The organism is Maccoyibacter intestinihominis (assembly GCF_040096355.1).
In the GTDB taxonomy this organism is placed as follows: Bacteria; Bacillota; Clostridia; order Lachnospirales; family Lachnospiraceae; genus Maccoyibacter; species Maccoyibacter intestinihominis.
Genome location: NZ_JBBMEX010000011.1, coordinates 82,781 through 101,909 on the forward strand (window position 1 = coordinate 82,781; position 19,129 = coordinate 101,909).

9 protein-coding genes are annotated in these 19,129 nt (G+C 40.2%); all 9 read left to right on the top strand.

The window, feature by feature from the left end:
• The first annotated feature begins 7 nt into the window (after positions 1-7).
• Positions 8-1,438 carry a flippase gene (locus WMO43_RS10975; protein WP_353531198.1) on the top strand — a complete coding sequence of 477 codons (1,431 nt, stop codon included), beginning with the start codon at positions 8-10 and terminating at the stop codon, positions 1,436-1,438.
• A gap of 84 nt (positions 1,439-1,522) precedes the next feature.
• The gene (locus WMO43_RS10980) at positions 1,523-2,623 is read left to right on the top strand and encodes an acyltransferase family protein (protein WP_353531199.1); all 1,101 of its coding nucleotides are present in this window, start codon (positions 1,523-1,525) and stop codon (positions 2,621-2,623) included.
• 104 nt (positions 2,624-2,727) lie between these two features.
• Positions 2,728-4,980, top strand: coding sequence for a right-handed parallel beta-helix repeat-containing protein (locus tag WMO43_RS10985; protein ID WP_353531200.1), 2,253 nt, complete (start codon positions 2,728-2,730; stop codon positions 4,978-4,980).
• Between the two features lie 16 nt (positions 4,981-4,996).
• Entirely contained in the window at positions 4,997-7,288 is a 2,292-nt protein-coding gene (locus tag WMO43_RS10990; RefSeq protein WP_353531201.1) for a right-handed parallel beta-helix repeat-containing protein, read from the top strand.
• A gap of 87 nt (positions 7,289-7,375) precedes the next feature.
• Positions 7,376-8,332: a glycosyltransferase family 2 protein gene (locus WMO43_RS10995; protein WP_177963103.1), complete on the top strand. Its 957-nt coding sequence runs from the start codon at positions 7,376-7,378 to the stop codon at positions 8,330-8,332.
• A 26-nt stretch (positions 8,333-8,358) separates the two neighbouring features.
• Entirely contained in the window at positions 8,359-11,679 is a 3,321-nt protein-coding gene (locus tag WMO43_RS11000) for a hypothetical protein (protein ID WP_353531202.1), read from the top strand.
• A 30-nt stretch (positions 11,680-11,709) separates the two neighbouring features.
• Entirely contained in the window at positions 11,710-14,589 is a 2,880-nt protein-coding gene (locus tag WMO43_RS11005) for a YfhO family protein (RefSeq protein WP_353531207.1), read from the top strand.
• A gap of 67 nt (positions 14,590-14,656) precedes the next feature.
• Entirely contained in the window at positions 14,657-17,524 is a 2,868-nt protein-coding gene (locus tag WMO43_RS11010; RefSeq protein WP_353531203.1) for a YfhO family protein, read from the top strand.
• A complete protein-coding gene (locus tag WMO43_RS11015) occupies positions 17,514-19,067 on the top strand; it encodes a YfhO family protein (protein ID WP_353531205.1) in 1,554 nt (517 codons plus the stop codon). The genes WMO43_RS11010 and WMO43_RS11015 overlap by 11 nt, the downstream gene beginning before the upstream one ends.
• The last annotated feature ends 62 nt before the right edge of the window (positions 19,068-19,129 follow it).

Sequence of the window (19,129 nt, forward strand, 5' to 3'; positions counted from 1 at the left end):
CGAAAGCATGAGCAGTATTAAGAAAAATTTTTCATATAATCTGGTATATCAGATATTAAATCTTGTTATTTTGCTGGTAACATCCCCCTATATCGCAAGGGTACTCGGACCGGATAAGAGCGGAATTTATTCTTACACCTATTCAGTAGCGAATTTTTTCCTGTTAGCGGCAATGCTGGGAGTGAACAATTACGGAAACCGGAGTATTGCACTGATCCGTGATGACAAAGAGAAGCTGTCTAAGACCTTTTCAAGTATCTATGTACTCCAGCTTCTGACCTCGGCAATTTCCGTAACTGCCTATGTCATCTATTTAGTATGGATCATTGATGCGAACCGTACCGTGGCATTAGTACAGGGAGTGTACCTGATGTCCGCAGCCTTTGATATTAACTGGTTCTTTTTCGGATTAGAAAAATTCAAGCTGACCGTTACCAGAAATATGGTCATCCGTATTTTGTCCTTAGTTGGTATCTTCGTATTTGTAAAAGACCAGAGTGATTTAATCTTATATACATTTGTTATGGCGGGCAGCCAGTTGTTAAGTACATTGGCACTCTGGCCATATGTCAGAAAATTAACAAAGTTCCGGAGACCGACCTGGGCAGAGGTGGCACACCACATCAAGCCGAATCTGGTATTGTTCATTCCGGTACTGGCGATCAGTATCTACAATGTCATGGACAAGATTATGTTAGGAATTATGAGTACGGATGCACAGGTAGGTTACTATGAATATTCCGAGAGAATTTTGCAGATCCCTATGGCGATCATCAATGCACTTGGAATGGTTATGCTACCAAGAATGTCCAATCTCGTACAAAAGGGAGAAAAGGAACTCAGCAGAAAATATATTGCAAATTCCATGTATTTTACGATCTGGATCTCCATGGCAACGACGTTTGGATTAGCAGCCATTGCACCGGTATTTACCGTGGTATTTTACGGAAAACAATATACGGCATGTATTGCCCTGATCACGGCGTTAACCGTCATGATCCCTTGTAAGGCATGGGCAAATGTCGTGCGTACCCAGTATCTGCTTCCAAACAGCCAGGATATGATCTATGTCGTATCGGTGATCGCGGGAGCAGTGGTTAATGTCATCTTAAATGCGATACTGATCATACGTTATGATGCAATGGGAGCAGTCATCGCAACAATCTTTGCCGAATATACGGTAATGTTGATTCAGACCTTTAAGACCAGAAAAGAGTTAGAATTTGGAAATTATCTGAAAAAAGGTTGGATATATGTTGTATTTGGAATTATAATGTATATAGCAGTATCTTTTATAGGAAATGGAAGAAAAGCATCTGTGCTTCTGCTTTTGATCGAACTGGCAGCAGGTGGTGTAGTTTATTGTGGATTGTCCGTGGTGTATCTGTTAGTCACAGGTCAGATGAAGAAGTATTTGAAGAAAAAAATTAAGACATGAAAAATACGAGGAGAGTAGTATGAGAGGAAACAGAGGAAAATGCTTTGCTCTGTTCTTGAGCAAAGAAATAGGAGGAGTTACATCATGGAAAAAGTAAAGGCACAAAAGAGAAATGGAGAATTGGATTTTTTTAAACTGCTTTTTTGCATCGTCGTTATCAGTTTTCATTCAGGATACTTTATACAGTCAGAAAATGGGTATTTTAAAGGTGGAAGTATTGCAGTAGATTTTTTCTTTGTTGTTTCAGGGGTTATGATGGCGAGGAATGCAGCCAAAAAAGCATATGAAGAAAATTTAGGTATAGATACCTTTGAGTTTATGAAAAAAAAGATTTTAAGATTTATGCCCGATATTTATGTTGCATGGGTCATCGCATTTGTGGTTAAGCACTGGCATTTTGTTTCTTGGAAACAGGTAGTAAAAGACCTTTTTGCATCTATCTGGGAACTGCTGTTTTTAACCAATACAGGAATTGTGGGTTATTCGCCAAATGATGCCAGTTATTTGTCAAATGATGCCACCTGGTATATCTCGGCAATGATTTTGAGCATGCTGTTATTGTGGCCGCTGCTTAGAAAATACAAGGAGAATTTTTTCTATATTATAGCACCATTGATGATTTGCTTTCTTTTAGGATACAGTTATCAAAAATTTCCTTCTCTCAGAAGACCTATGAAATGGCAGGGGTTGTGCTTGCGTTCTATGATAAGGGGAACCATGGAAATCTGCATGGGATGTCTTTCCTTTCGAATGGCAGAATTTATGAAAAAAATATCTTTTAACAATGTAGCAAAGACATTGTTATTTTTCGTGTCCTGGATGGGATATGGTGGTGTTATCTGGTATAGCTACAGTCATACAGGTTCAAAGGCAGACTGGATACTGCTTATGATTCTCTGGCTCTCTGTGACTATCACCTGCAGTGAACAATCTATTGTTATGCCATTGTTTTCCCATAAATTATTTTCGTGGTTTGGAAGTTTTAGCTTTTCCTTGTATTTGGGACATGGATTCTGGGCTAAGGAGATGAGAAATCTTTTTCCACAGATGGGTGAGGGAAGAATGCTTATACTCTATGTGATACTGGCGGTGGTAACAGGACTGTTTATCCAGTACACTTCCCTGGGATTGAGAAAATTCTGGAAAGTAAAGGGCGAGGCAGTTAAAAGAATATTTATCGAGTAAGAGAAAAGAAAAATATGGTTGGATAATGTAGTATTTGGAATTATAATGTATATAGCAGTATCTTTCATAGGCAATGGAGGAACAAGCAAAGGAAGGAGAGGACTATGAAAAGACGAATTAACAGACGAAATGGAGTTGGAATTCTTATGGCAGCCGTTGTGGCAGCCGGAAGTTTACAGGTTCCGGCATTGGCACAGGTAGAGGCAGCGGAGAGTGTTCCGGTCGTAGAGACAACAACGTTAGAGGATGGCAACTTAGGAGCAGCAAGCTCTCAGGGAGCACAGTTAAACTTCAGTAATATCGGTGCAACCTACAACGTAAAAGACTATGGTGCAAGTACTTCTTTGGATGATAACTATCCTGCATTTCAGGCAGCACTGGATGCGGCAAATAAGTATCAGAAAAAACATCCGGGTTCACAGTGTAAGGTCGTGATACCGAAAGGAACTTACCGCATCAAAGGCGAAAGCAGTCACGGATTGATCGTATACAGCAACACCTGGATTTATGCAGAGGGTGCAACCATTAAGAGAAGAAGTGATTATAACTGGCATCTGATGCAGACCGACATGGGTGGAAAAGGCTACAATGTTACCCGGAATGTTAAAATCGAAGGTGGAATCTGGGATGGACAGGGAGCGGAAACCAAGAATACCAACTCCGTATTCCGCTTTGCGCATGCATCCAACATGGCATTTATCAACTGTACTGTACAGAACAGCTTTAATGCTCACATCATAGAGCTGGGTGGTGTGAAAGGCTTTACAGCGCAGGGATGTACGGTCAGAAAATACAGTCAGAATGATTCCAGCTTAAAGAAAGAAGCAATCCAGTTAGATATCTGCAATAACAAGAGCATCATGCCGGGAACGACCAGTGATGATGCCCTTTGCAGTGATGTATTGATAGAAAATAATACATTTACGGATTTGTATCGTGCAGTGGGAAGCCATTCCGCAGTCGTTGGTTTATACTATGACAATGTTGTGATTCGTAATAATGTATTTTCCAATATCAAAGGAAAAGCAATTAATACATACAATTACACCAATTGCATCATCAGCGGCAACACCTTTACAAACTGCTGTGAAGCGATCGACTTCAGAGCCATGAGCATGAATAAGCAGTATAACGGAAGTTTTTATGCACCGGCAAATGGAAGCACACCAAAGGCAGGCGGTTTAAAAGCAAATCTGTTGATCTCTAAGAATAAGATCACTACGGATACCGCATCAGGTCATGAGGCACCGGACGCAGCCATCCGTGTATTCGGAGCAAAAGTAGACAGTGCTTATTATGCAAACGGCAAACTGGCAATTCCGAAGGGTAATTATTATGTAGAAGGTGTCCGCATTGAGAACAACACCATCTCAGGAAAAGCAAACGGTATTTCCTTAGGTGATGTCAGAGGTGCAACTCTCAGCAATAATACGATCACCGGATGTAAGAGAAGCGGTGTCCAGATCGCAGATGGTTCCAAAGTAACGATTTCCGGAGGAAAGATCCAGAAGAATACACGCAACGGTGTATTAGTAGAGAAAAATTCAGAGGCTTATTTCAAAGGCGGAAGAATTGAAAAGAACTCTGTCAACGGTATCAATGTAACCAAGAGTAAGATCAGCGTTTCCAATAAATGTATCATTGCACAGAATAAGAGCCATGGAATCAGCCTGACAGATAAATCCAAGGGATGTAAGATCTCTTCCGCAGAGATCAAAAATAACAGCGGTAACGGAATTGCGATGAATAAAGGCTCCGTACTTACCATGACAGGCGGTACGGTAAGCAGTAATAAGAAAAACGGTATTTCCGTCACAGCAAGTAATTTAACAGCTAAGAAGATTACCGTAAACAACAACAAAGAGAATGGAATCGGATTTTCAAGTTCTTCTAAGGGAACGGTCAACAGCAGTAAGATTACGAAGAATAAAAAATCCGGAATCACTGCAAATAGTGGAAATTTGAATATTTCATCCAATACGATCGAGAATAACAAGAAATATGGAATCTCATTAGCAGGCAGTGCAAAAGCATCTTCTCTGACAAAGAACACCTTATCCAATGAAGGAAAGAATGAGATCGTAGTCAGCGGAGGAGCAAAAGCACCGGTAAAAACAACCGTTTCCACAAAACTGAATGCAGTAACTTCTAACATGAAACAGGTAACCGGATCTGCACATCCAAAGTCAAAGCTGACCGTAAAGGCAGGAAGTAAGAAGATTGGAACCGGAGTGGCACAGAATTCCGGAAGCTATGTCATTAAGATCAAAAAGCAGAAAAAAGGTACAACCATTGGTGTCTACAGCACAGATGCAAAGAAGAATATCTATCAGCGGACGGTGAAAGTAGGCAAATAGATAAAGGAAATACAGGATGCGAAAAAGAGGCTCGAAATGGATTTTGGGAGTCATACTTCTGGCGGGGTGCCTGCTATACGGGCAGATGACAGTGTCTGCAAAAGAGCAGGAACCGATGACCGTTGAGACAACCCGGAGACAGGCGAAAGCCACAGGTGCAAGACTGAACTTTACAAATGTAAAAAAGGAGTTCAACGTATTGGATTACGGTGCATCTGTAACATCTAAAAACAATTATAAGGCGTTTCAAAAGACAATTGATGAAGCCCATAAGTATCAACAGAAACACCCGGATGAGCAGTGTAAGATTGTGATTCCGGGTGGAGTCTATGATGTGAAGGATAAGGACGGACATGGTCTGATCATTTACAGCAATCTCTGGATTTATGCACAGGGGGCAACAATCCGCAGAACGACGCCGTATAAGCGGAATCTGATGCAGACCGTTGGAACGGGAGGCGGATACGCCGGTACCAAAAATGTTCTGATCGAAGGTGGGATCTGGGATGGACTTGGAAGTGTGACGAAGAACACCAATCCGATCTTTAGGTTTGTCCATGCTTCGGATATTGAATTTTTGAACTGTACGGTGCAGAACAGTTTTAATGCACATCATCTTGAAATGGGCGGCATTAAAGGGCTGTCCATTTTAGGCTGTACTTTCAGCGACTACAGTCAGGATAAAGCGTCTTTGAAAAAAGAGGCAGTTCAGTTAGATATCTGCAATAACAGTTCTATTATGCCGGGATGTGAGGTGTATGATGATGCACGGTGTCAGAATGTATTGATCAAAAATAATACATTTACGGAGTTATACCGGGCAATCGGAACACATTCGGCAGTCGTAGGAAAGTATATGAGTAATATTACGATCAGCGACAATTTTTTCTCCGATATCAAAGGAAAAGCAATCGGAATGTATAATTACAAAAATTGCAATATTGTACATAATACCTTTGTAGACTGTAGTGAGGCAATCGACTTTCGTAGTGTCAGTATGTCAGATTCTTATGGGAAGAATTTTTATGCACCGGCGGATGGAAGCAAGGTAAAAGCACAGCCTTTAACGGCAAATCTGGTCATTGCGGATAATGTCATCAGAAAGGACCGGATGAGTGGACATGATACCGGAGGTGCCATGATCCGGGTATTTGGAACGCATGTGCGTACATCTTATACATCAAATGGCAAGACCATCGTACCGGCAGGCGACTATTCAATTAAGAATGTCGTGATCGAGCGTAACCGTGTGTCCGGCAAAGCGGCAGGGATCATATTGAATGATGTAAAAAATGCAACGCTGCGAAATAATATCATCTATGAATGTGACAAACACGGATTGCAGATCACGGAAAATTCAACGGTAACTCTCAAAGGGACCAATAAAATATACAGTAATGAAAAGAATGGGATTTCCTGTGGTTCTTCGAAATTAAAGCTACAGGGTTCCACAAAGATATACCGAAATGGTGCTACGGGTCTTTATATCTATAAGTCAAAAAATGCGGATATCCGAAAGCTTATCACATATTCAAATGGCGGGGCGGGTATCACATTGACCGGAACATCCTCGGCAGTCATAAAAAATCCATCGGTCAGAGGAAATAAGCATTACGGTATTATCGCCGAGAAGAAATCAAAACTGAAATTAGAGGGCGGTACAGTTGCAAAAAATGCTGAGAGCGGGGTTTTTGCAGCAGAACAGGCAGATGTTTCCCTACGATCCGGTGTAAAAATTGAACAGAATAAAGGAGCCGGTGTCAGTGTGTCTTCTGGTGCAGTGAAAATATATGATTGTGAAGTGCAAAAAAATAAAAAGTCAGGTGTGGAATTACAATTGTATTCTAAGGCGAATTTAAAGGGAAATACCATCATTGCTAACCGACAGTCGGGAATTTACGCAAGCACAAGCAGACTGACCATCAAAGAAAACGTGATCACCGATAACCGCAGATATGGAGTTGCCATGTATCAGGGTTCTAAGGCAACGAGCCTGAGAGACAATCAGTTCTCGAATGGGGCAAAAGAAGAAATCCTCCTTGTCGGAGGTTCGAGTGCACCGGTCAGAACGACAAAGGCGATCAGGATCAACTGGTTAGCAAGTTATTCGAACCGGATCACAGGCAGGGCACAGCCGGGAGCGAGGGTGACTGCAAAATATGGTAACAAGAATTTAGGTTCCTCAAAAACAACGAAACAGGGAAAATATACCATTAAGATCAACAGGCAGAACCGGAATACCGTGATCACGATAACAGCCAGAGATGGAAAGAACAATCAATTTCAAAGAGAAGCAACTGTAAGATAAAGTGAAAAAGATGATTTTTCAACAATTCTTGCAAAAGCAAGACAGTTGTGATAAAATGCTTTAGATTATGCTGGGAGGAATAAACTAATGAAATTAATTATACAGATACCATGTTACAATGAGGCAGAGACATTAGAGATCGCATTGAACGATCTGCCAAAGCACATCGATGGCATTGATGAGATCGAATATCTGATCATCAATGACGGAAGTAAGGACAATACCGTAGAAGTCGCAAAGAACTGGGGCGTGAACTACGTTGTCAATTTCAAAAAGAACAAAGGTCTTGCAAAAGGATTTATGGCAGGACTGGATGCGTGCCTTAGAAACGGCGCAGACATCATTGTCAATACCGATGCAGATAACCAGTACTGCGGCGAAGATATTGAAAAGATCATACGCCCGATCTTAAACGGAGAAGCAGACATCGTGATCGGCGAACGTCCGATCGATCAGACAGAGCATTTTTCACCACTCAAAAAGAAACTGCAGCATTTTGGAAGCTGGGTAGTCCGTAAGGCATCGAACTCAGACATCCCGGATGCACCGAGTGGATTCCGTGCTTACAGCAGGGATGCGGCAATGCGTCTGAATGTTACCAATGAATATACCTATACTTTAGAAACCATCGTACAGGCAGGACGTACCAAGATGGCAATGACTTCTGTTCCGATCCGTACCAATGCAGAACTGCGTCCATCCAGACTGTTCAGCAGTATGTTTGGTTATGTAAAGAGATCCATGTTAACGATCATCCGTGCATTTTTAATGTACAAGCCACTGTCCTTCTTTATGGGACTTGGAACAATTCCTGTCATTGGCGGAGTTGCGTTGGGAATCCGTTTTATCGTCTATGCAGTTGGAGGAAGCGGTGCCGGTCATATCCAGTCACTGATCCTTGCGTCAATGCTGATCATCATAGGAGTGCTTGTATGGGTACTCGGACTGATGGGCGACATTATCGCATCAAACCGGAAGTTATTAGAGGATATCCAGTACCATGTGCGTAAACTGGATTACGATTCCGAAAAAGAGGAAAACTAAGGACTAAAGGCTCAAGGAGGATACAGATGGATAACAGAATGACCGGGATTCGACAAAAAACAGGCTATATCTGGGCATTTTTGATCGCATTTTTGCCAAGACTCTTCTGGAGTCTGCAGGCAATTCCGCTGCGAACAGTTTCAGATGAGCTGTCTACTATGAATGGTGCGGTATTCTTTTCTTCACAGAACTGGAATGCCGTTGTATCAAAAGCAGGATATTATGGTTTTGGAATGAGTATACTGGCAACACCACTGATGCAGTGGATCAAAGATCCGGTCATACTCTATCGTACCCTGTTAGTCTGCACCGGAGTATTAGAGAGTGTGGCAGCAGTCATCTGTTTTTATCTGATTAAAAGAGTTTTTGGTATCACAGATGAGAAAAAAGCACTGTTGATGACGGCCACGATTTCTTATGTTACCGTTGTCCGTACGACCGTGTTCTATAATGAGCATATGCTCATGCTGATCAGCTGGTGCATATGTCTGGTATTAGCAAAGCTGGTACTCACAGAAGAGCCGAAGAAAAGGGCAATGTGGACCGGCTTTTTTGTCTTGCTCATGTTATATGCACTGACGGTACATGCAAGAACAACAACCTATATTTTTGCAGCCGTATTAGTGATTGCGTTGTATGGAATTATGTATCGAAAAAAACTGGTCTCACTGCCTGTTTTGGGAATACTGACAGCGGGCGGATACATTTTGATGAAAAAAGGAATTAAAATGTATCAATCAGTTGTATGGAGTGCGGCAGAAGGGGTTCGCAATACCCGCGTGAATATCGGAGAAGAGAAGTTAGCCTTATTAAAGACAGCGGAGGGAATCAAGTCCTGTCTCTTTACGATTTTCGGACAGATTAACATTGCCAGTATGATATCGGGCGGACTGTTGATAACCGCACTGGTGATGGTAATTTTATTAATTGTCAAAAAAGGAAAAGAGGCATTTGTATTAAAGACCATTCAGGCTGATAATGCAGAAGAACGGCTCTATTTTGTGATTGGAAGCTTTTTTGTGCTTTGTACCGGAATGACCATTGCAGCACAGTCATTGACCTGGATTGCTACGGCAACAAATGCCATTATGGACGGATATGGAACGAAAGAATATGGAACGAAGGCATTTACCTATCTTCGCTATATGATGCCATATCTTCAGCCATTATTAATGCTTGTCTTTGTAACCATGGAAAAGCAGAAAGATGTATTTTTAAATTGTTTTTATAAATCCATCAAATATATAGTATTGTTTCAGGGAATATGGCTTGCCTTCATACTCCCTTATTGTTATGGGAACAAACAGGCAGGAGAGGAATTTATCTGCTTTGCCTTAACAGACCGGAACGTGGCAACAGCACATACCTATCTGCCGGCAACCTTAGTCTTTGTCGTAATGCTATTGATTTTCTTCTGGGCAGGAAAAAAAGAAAAGTTCCATGTCATTATGTTGGTGCTGCTTGTCACAGCAGGCTACAAATACTGCTACAATGCCTATAACTGGGATATTTTAACACAGAAAGAAAATGAGAAAAAAATAGATACTGTTTATCAGGTATTAGGAAGCGGAGAACTCGGAAAAGAACAACTGACGGACAAACTCTATGGGCTGGATTTAAGTGGAGCGGAGGATCATCAGGTGTATTATCTGTTACAGTATTATTTTGCAGATTATAAGGTAATACCACGTTATCCATCTGAGGATGAAAAAGAAGCAATCCTGTTTACCAATCGACGCGAAATTACAAATACAGAGGTGCTTGAGAATTATCTTTGTATTGAGCTTGACAGCGAGGAATATCTCTGGGTCAAGGGAGAAAAGTTACAGAATAAGATTTTAGAACAGGTGGAGAAGAACCATAAGAAAGAATATCATGTAGACCTTGAAACGCTCTATGATGCATCGTCAAATCGCAATCAGACCGATACCATGAGTTCCAATGGTGCAGTTGGTTGCTTTGCAACAACAAAGGGAGAAACGTTTAGCAGCGGAGAATATGATTTTACATTTACTTTCCATGTGGAATCAGACGAAAACAATGGAGAGAAGCTGGCAACCGTAGATATTGCAGATGCCATTACCGGAGAAAGCTATGTCAGCGGGAAATTGCAGGCGGCAGATGTGAAAGACGGTGTCGGCAAAGTTCGTTTCTCTATACCGATGAGTAATGCACAGAATTTGCAGATCAGATTCTTTGCAAACAGTAGTGTCCCGGTAGAGTTGGCAGATATCATGTATAAAAAGACTTCCCTGACTGATCATGTGGGAGCAATCTATCAGACGGAGACAGAGCAGTTAAGCAGGATTGCAAATAAAATCGAGAGCAATGCAGACATTCCAATGGTTTCGGAATATGATTCCTTAAGATGGTTTGCAGATTATAGTGATATGCAAAAGGCAATGAAAGCTAACAGTGTGTTTTACTGTGAAGCACAAAAGGCAGTTGAAGGACAACAGAATGGAAAACTTCTGTTGATGGAGAACCGGAGTGGCGGCAGTCTGATATTTGATTTATTGGAGCAGTATCTTGTAATTGGCAAGACAGAACATTATACACTGTTTGCAAAAAAAGAGTTGCGTGATGAGATTGCAGCACAGGGAATCCGTATGTATTCCGGTGATAAGGGATTGTCTGTAGACTATTACTGCCTGGACAATGATGGAGTAATAGATACTGCAAAACAAATCTATATTCCATTTGGAACCTATGAATTGACAGTTACGGGAAATCACTGCAGTACCGGGCAGGAAAGTGTCGGAGTACTGTATAGCAGTCTGAATCGTGTGGAAAGTCCTGAGATGATTGCAGGAGATGTTGTCAAAGAAGATGGAACCTTTGAGATACAAAAGAAGATTTCAATCTATGGTTTAGAGGGCTTAAAGGGAAATAAGCTGATGTTTAAGATGTCTGCACAGCAGGAAACAGGACAGGCAAGGCTCTGGCTGAAACAGACCTCAAATCGCAATCTTGTACCGGTCAAAGGCTTATCTGTATTGGGAGATGCAAAACAGGATGAGGAAGGAATTCTTTTAGGAAAAGAGGAAGGAATCAAGCTCTTTGGACCATATATTTCAGCACCGGCAGGTTTCTATCAGGTAACGTTTGAATTTGAACGGGATGGAGGAGTGCAGGGAGATCTTGGAAGTGTGGATATTGCATATGCAACCGAAGTGCTGGTGGCAGGAAGTATTTCAGACAGCAGTTTTGATGGAAAGAAAGGAAAAGTGGTCTTAGAAGTAGAGATTACAGAGGATGATACGGATCCGCTTTTGGAATTCAGAACATCCATAACAGGGGCAGATGACAGTCTGCGACTGACGGCAGTTACGATAGAGCCGCAGTAATATAGAGGAGACGGAACGATCGTGGAGACTATGGAAGAGGAAACTATGTTAGAAAAAGAACGCCCAAAACGGAGTGGGAGGCTGTTCATTGCATATACTGTGTTATTTACAGTTATGATGCTTCTGGTGTTTGGAAGATTTTTATACTATGGAAAATCCTTCATCGGAGGAGCAGACGGACTATCCCAGGTGGGTGCATCCATGCACTATAATGGTTATTTTTACAGGGAGCTGTTTACAAACTGGCTCCATGGAGATTTTTCTGTTCCGATGTGGGACTTATCCGTAGGCATGGGCATGGATGTGCTGCATGTTCTGATCTTTAACCCGCTACAGATATTATGTGGATTGCTGTTTGCAGAAAATGTCCGTGCAGGCGTGGCAGTCTTTACGATAGTCAGTCTCTATCTGGCAGGGCTTGCTTTTTTGAGTTACTGCCGTTATATCAAATGCAGTGATCAGGCAGCACTGATCGCAGTATTTACCTATCTGTGTAACGGCTATATCCTGAATTACTGTATTGCACAGAATGTATTTATTGAATTGTACATCCTGTTGCCGCTGCTTTTATTAGGAACAGAAAAATTACAGAAAGAAAAAAAGAGCGGGATATATATTGCCTGTATTGCATATCTGGGAATTTCACTGCTGTTAAATCTGTATACCATGACACTGATCTTAGCAGGCTATCTGTGTGTGCGTTATGTTTGCAGAGAAGAAAACAGAAGTTTTAAAGGATTCTGTGCATCACTGATACGTCCGATCCTTGCCTATATCAAAGGACTTGCACTTGCGGCGGTTTTACTGATCCCAAAGATTTATCTGTCAATGACCAGCGGAAGGGTTGGAAGTGCAGACCTTGGAAGTCTGTGGTATTACGAAAAGCGTTATTACGCAGATCTGCTCACAGGGATTACCGGAAATAATGAGATTGGGATCCATGGCTTTGTGGGAGTATCGATCCTGGCATTACTGGCAGTCTTATATTTGATCTTTGCGGGAAAAGGAAAAAAATACAAAGAACTGCGGATCTGGGGAGTGATCTTATTAATTTTGACACTGATTCCGTTAGGAGGTTACCTGACCACAGGATTTATGGGATATAATCACCGTTTCCTTTTTATGGTGACCTGTTATTTTTCCATCGTACTGGCAGTGGTTCTGCCGGAATTTTTAGTAGCAGTTACGGAAAAGAAGAAAAAAACGATAGGTCTTACCATGATATATCTGTGTCTGATGGTTGCAGCATATATCTGGAAAGGCATATCCATGCCGTATACAGCGATATTTTTTGCTGTGTATATCGGACTCTGGCTGCTCGGAACGAAAAACGAAAGCGGATCGCAGATAAAGCATACAGAAATCCTCTGGCTTATTCCGGTATGTCTTGAGATCCTCTGCATGGCATATTTAATCTATGAGCCAACACAGAAAAACTATATTGCCAAATTTGAAGATGCAAAAACCGTAAATGAAAAAGTGGAGATCCGCGCATCCGCTGCTTTTTCAGCGATCAAGGATTCTTCCGTATACCGTGTAGAAAATCTTGCGGCAAATGAAAGGACGAACAACCGGGAAGCCAATTTTGGAACACGCAATGATTATTATGCGTTAGATGGCTATTACAGCTATACATATGCTGATATCATAGAAACTGTCAATGATTTAGGCATCAGTCAGATGGGAAATCCGTTTAACATCTATGATTTAGATGAGAGAACGGCACTGTATACATTAGGTGGCGTCAAATATCTGTCCGGCTATCAGGACGAAGAGACGGCAAAACCATACGGCTATCAGCTTATCAAAAAGAAGAAAGTCAAAGAGGATGGAAAAAAGCGGACGTTATGTCTGTATAAAAATCAGTATACACTACCATTGATGTATACCTACACCTCCTATATTACAAAAGAAAATTACCAGAAGTTCACGCCGAATGAAAAAGAACAGGCGATGATGCAGGGAGTCATACTGGATCAGGCGGATGCAAAAAAAGTATCAGGCATTCAGGAAACAAACTTGCAAAAGGATGCCGAAGTATTACTCAGCCAAAAGGAAATCCGGATCCGGCTGCAAAAATATTATAAAAATAAGAAAAAAGAACTGGCTAAAGAGAAGGGCAGCAAGTCAGTAATTATGCCTTTTGAATTAACAAAAGACGGCATTATATGTAAAACTTCTTCTGTAACCTTTACATTAGACCTGCCGGACGACTATGAGGGCGGCGAACTTTATATCGGATTTGAAGATTTATGCTATACACCGAAAAACAGCAGGGATTATCAGAAATATTATCTTCAAAATAAAAACAATGTCTATGGAAAAAAACGTTTTTTAAAGAAAAAACGTGCGGAATCCACGGAGAATAAACGTGCGAAGATTACCGTAAAAGCAGACGGAGTACAAAAGACAGCCGTGATCTGGGGAAAAGACAGTCAGTATGATACAGGAAAACGGGATGTGCTATTCCATCTCGGTTACAGTGCGAAAGGGCGAAAGGAGATCACCATTACCTGTAAGGGAATGGGCGAGTATGATTTTTCAGATATATACGTCCTGCTCCAGCCAATGGAACATTATGCAGAATACTATCAGCAGTTAAAATCGGATGCACCGGATCATGTAAAAATACAGGGCAATCAGATCACTGCAAAGGTGCAGGCATCCAAAGAAGAAGTTCTTTGTGTTGCCGTACCGTATCATCGTGGCTGGAGTGCAAAAGTGAATGGAAAGAAAACAGAGATCATGCAGGCAAACGGGATGTATATGGCACTCCCGATTCAAAAGGGAAGTAACCGGATACAGTTAGAATACCGGCTGCCGGGGCAGAAAACAGGAGGAGTGATCTCGATCCTGTGTGTGATCCTTCTGTTCGGGGAAGTATGTGTGGCAAAGGTGCGAAAAGCGTGATATTTGCATTTGCAATATGAATAGTGTATATTAGAAAATAACGGCAATTATATGGAGGAAGACGAACATGAAATGGACTGGCAGTTATGATAAGTGCCACATAGATCATATAGATAAAAAGCGCTGGCTTTTTGCCATGTATACCATATGTTTTGGGATTATGGTCATGCTCGTTTTTGGAAGGTTTTTATATTATGGAAAATCTTTTGTCGGAGGTGCAGATGGACTATCCCAGGTAGCACCGACGATGCAGTATACGGGACAGTATTATAGAGCATTATTAAAGAATATTTTGCAGGGAAATCTGCAGATTCCGATGTGGGATATGTCAATCGGATTTGGAATGAACATCTTACAGGTGATTTCATTTGATCCGGTCTATATTCTTTGCAGTGTATTATTTGTTCATGATATTGCGGTAGGAATTGCCATTTTTGATATGCTTTGTCTTTACTTAGCAGGGATCATGTTCATTGCACTTTGTTATAACTTAGGATGTAACCGGTATGCAGCACTAGCAGCGGCATTGGCATACATTTTTAATGGATATATACTTAATTACTGTATGGCGCAGAATTCTTTTTTGCGTTTATTTATTGTACTTCCAATGATCCTGTTAGGAGTATATAATGTGACGAAAAAAAACAGATATGGTATTTTTGTGCTTGCAGTATTATATAATATTACTTTGGGACCACTGAATATATATACAATAGGAATCGTATTGATCTTTTGTTTTTGCATGGCGTACATTTTTTCGGATCGGAAAAAAGGAGTAGCGGATTTTTTCAGTTATATTTGGAAACCGGTTTTAATCTATATTCTGGAAATGCTTGTAATGGCGGTTTTTTTAATTCCTACTATGTACAAGGTGGTAAGTGGAGGAAGGATCGGAAATGCCAGTATCAACTTTCAATGGCTTTACGATGTCTCATATTATAGAAGTTTATTTCATGGTCTGGTAGGAGTGGATGAAATAGGAATCCATGGTTATATCGGAGTTACAACCATTGCAATTTTAGCGGTAGTCTGTCTTGTGATCAAGGGAAACAAGAGTCTGTTAGAAAAAGAACTCTGTGTATGCGGAGTTGCAGCACTTTTGATTGCAATTTTCCCAATAGGATCTTACTTGTTTAATGGAGGAATAGGATTTAATCACCGCTTTTTATTTATTATCGCATTTTATTTATGTATAGTATTAGCAGTAATGCTTCCAAAATTATTTGAATTAGAAGAACGGGAAAAGAAAAAGCTGTGTATCAGTATACTTATATACCTTGCTTTTTATGCAGTGATTTCTGTATGGAGTGATAAAAATGTAGACTATGCGATGGAATTTTTACTGTTGTATATAATTTTTATATTGTTTGGAAAACGTGTAAAAATGCAATGGGTCTTAGCAATGATCTGTGTGGAAATAGCCGTTTTTTCGTACATTATTTATGAACCATCGCAGGAAAATGTAATTGAAAAATTTGAAAACACAAAATATTTAGAAGAAAAAATATCGGTAAAACAGTTATCCATTCTGCAAAATGTTTCGGATGGAGAAGTGTGCCGTGTAGAAGACATCCGGCAAAAATCGACAAAAGACAGGGATTCAAACCTTGGCATGCGGAGCGGTTATAGTGCTCTGGATGGTTACTATAGTTTTATGTATGATGATATTATCAGTACCATGAGTGATTGGGGAGTCAGCCAGACAGGGGCGCCATTTAATATTTTTGATCTGGATAACAGGACTGCCTTATATACGCTTGGTGGAGTAAGATATATGATCAGGGAAGCCGAGGCAAAGGAAAATATACCTTGGGGATATGAGTTGGTTTGTGAGCAGGATATGGAAGTGGAAGGTAAGAACCGTACGGTGCAATTATATCGTAATATCAATGCACTTCCTCTTATGTATGCTTATTCGGGATATGTGTTAGAAGATGAATATGATCAGTTGAAACCTTATGAGAAAGAACAGGCAATGATGCAGGGGATTGTACTTGAAGATCAGAGTGATATCGGTGATACAGATATACAACCTGCAGAAGTGAAATTAGATAGCAGAGTTGTATTAGATAAAGAGGAGATTTTACAACAGATCAAGGAACAGTTAGAGCAGCGCATGGTGGAAGAAGAACGTTCCGAATCTCCAATTGAGATCACAGATGACGGACTGATCTGTAAGTCTTCTAAGGTAATTCTGACCATTGAACTTCCGGAAACTTATGTGGGAAGTGAAAGTTATCTGTATTTAGAGGGAGTAAGATATTATCCGGAAAGCAGTATAAAATATAAAGAATATCTGTTAGGGGAGAATCCGACAAAATACAAGGAAAATACGTTCCGTTATAAATCCAGAAAAGATGCAGAAAACAGTGATCTGAAATCAAAGATTACTACAACATTTGGAAAAAATAAAAAATCTGTCTTAGTGTGGGGAAAAGGAAGTCAGTATGATACCGGTGAGAGGGATATTGTTTCTAATATGGGGTATCATGGGACAACTGCACAAACTTTTACATTGCAATTAGAAGGACGTGGAGAGTACCGGTTTTCGGATTTAAAAGTAATCGTACAACCGATGGATTCATATGGGGAAAATTATGTGAAGCTGCAGGAGTGCAGGTCAACGGATACACAGATAAATGGCAACTATGTGCAGGGGACTGTTGTAACCGGAACAGATCGGATGCTCTGCATTGCAATCCCGTATCAGAAGGGATGGAAAGCATGGGTAAATGGAAAAGAGACAAAAATTGTTAAAGCAAATGGCATGTATATGGCAATCCCCTTGAAAGCAGGTGGGAATGGAATCATATTACATTATACCATTCCGGGACTGAAAGAAGGGGCGATGGTAAGCGGTATAACAATTTTGAGTTTGGGAGTATTCGGTATAGTTCAGATATATCAAAAGAAGAGGAAAAAAGATGCGAGATAGATGTACAATGTTATGGAAAAAGATACAATATAGAGTGCCGTATGATATGAGTGACAGACGTTGGTTAATTGCTATGTATACAATGAGCTTTAGTATTTTGGCATTTTTTGTATTTGGTATTTTTTCTTATTATGGAAAAACACTGATTGGCGGAACGGACGGAATGTCACAGGTAGCTGCATTTATGCAATATAATGGGAAATATTACAGACAGCTTCTTGCAGGAATTTTGCAGGGAAATTTTGAGATTCCAATGTGGGATATGTCTATAGGACTGGGAATGAATGTAATGGAAGTATTGTATTTTCGTCCCATCTACATTCTTTGCAGTATGATATTTTATCACAATATTTCTATGGGAGTTATTGTATACGATATAATTTGCATGTATCTGATAGGATTGACTTTTGCGCTTTATTGTGAACATTTACACTGTCAGAAATGGACAACACTGATAGGGGCATTGATGTATACATTCAATGGTTATCTGCTTAATTATTGTCTGATGCAGCATACTTTTTTAGAATTGTTTTTCCTGTTGCCATTAACACTATGGGGAGTAGACCGTATTTATGCAAAGAAAAAGTATGGGATGTTTATGGGAACTGTATTCTATTTAGCATTGACAAACTTTTTAAATCTCTATACGGTATCTATTGTACTTGCAGTGTATTTAAGTGTAAAATATTGGGGATGTAAAAAAGAAAGAAGTCTGGGAGGTTTTTTACGTTATCTTTGGAAACCGATCCTTAGTTATGTGATATCAGTACTGCTTGCTGCAGTTAGCTTATTACCGAAGTTATACATGGCATTAACAAGCGGACGTGTTGGAAATAGTGAACTTGGGATTGGAATTCTGTACGAAGGAAGATATTATCTGAAACTGATACAGGGATTCATTGAACCTAAAGAAATTGGAATGCACGGATATTTAGGAATGCCGGGTATTGCTTTGATTGCCTTATTGGCATTATATTTAAGAAAAGGGTATGTTGGCGTAAAAAAACGATTACAAATAGAGGGAATCCTGTTAATGTTTGCAATGATATTTCCGATTGCAACTTATGTATTTAATGGGTTCTCCGGAATCAATCATCGCTGGTTCTTTATTATTAACTTTTATTTAGCAGTGGTAACTGCTACTATGTTACCCGGTGCTTTTTTATTACCAATACAGAAAAAAAGGGCATTAGCATGGGGAACATTGACGTATGTAACGCTTTATCTGCTGATTAGTGTCTGGCAGAAAAGCGATATCTATATTTCAATTGTTTTTATCGTATTCTATCTTATGCTGATCCTTTCTAAGGGAATCATGAAGTATTCTCTAAAGAAAGGGATGATATGCTCCATGGTCTGTATAGAACTTGCTGCATTGACATATCATTCTTACAGTCCCATGGAAAGTGGGATGATGAAACTGTTTCGAAATAGTAGTGATATTGATGAAAAAATTTCGATACAGTCTTCTGCGATGCTTAAAAATATAGACGATGATCATGTATATAGAACGAAGATCATGGCAGAAAAGAGTGAAAAATAAAGTAGATTTTTGGGCGCACTTATATAAGGGTTCATAAAACCCTGTTTTTACAAGTATAGAAA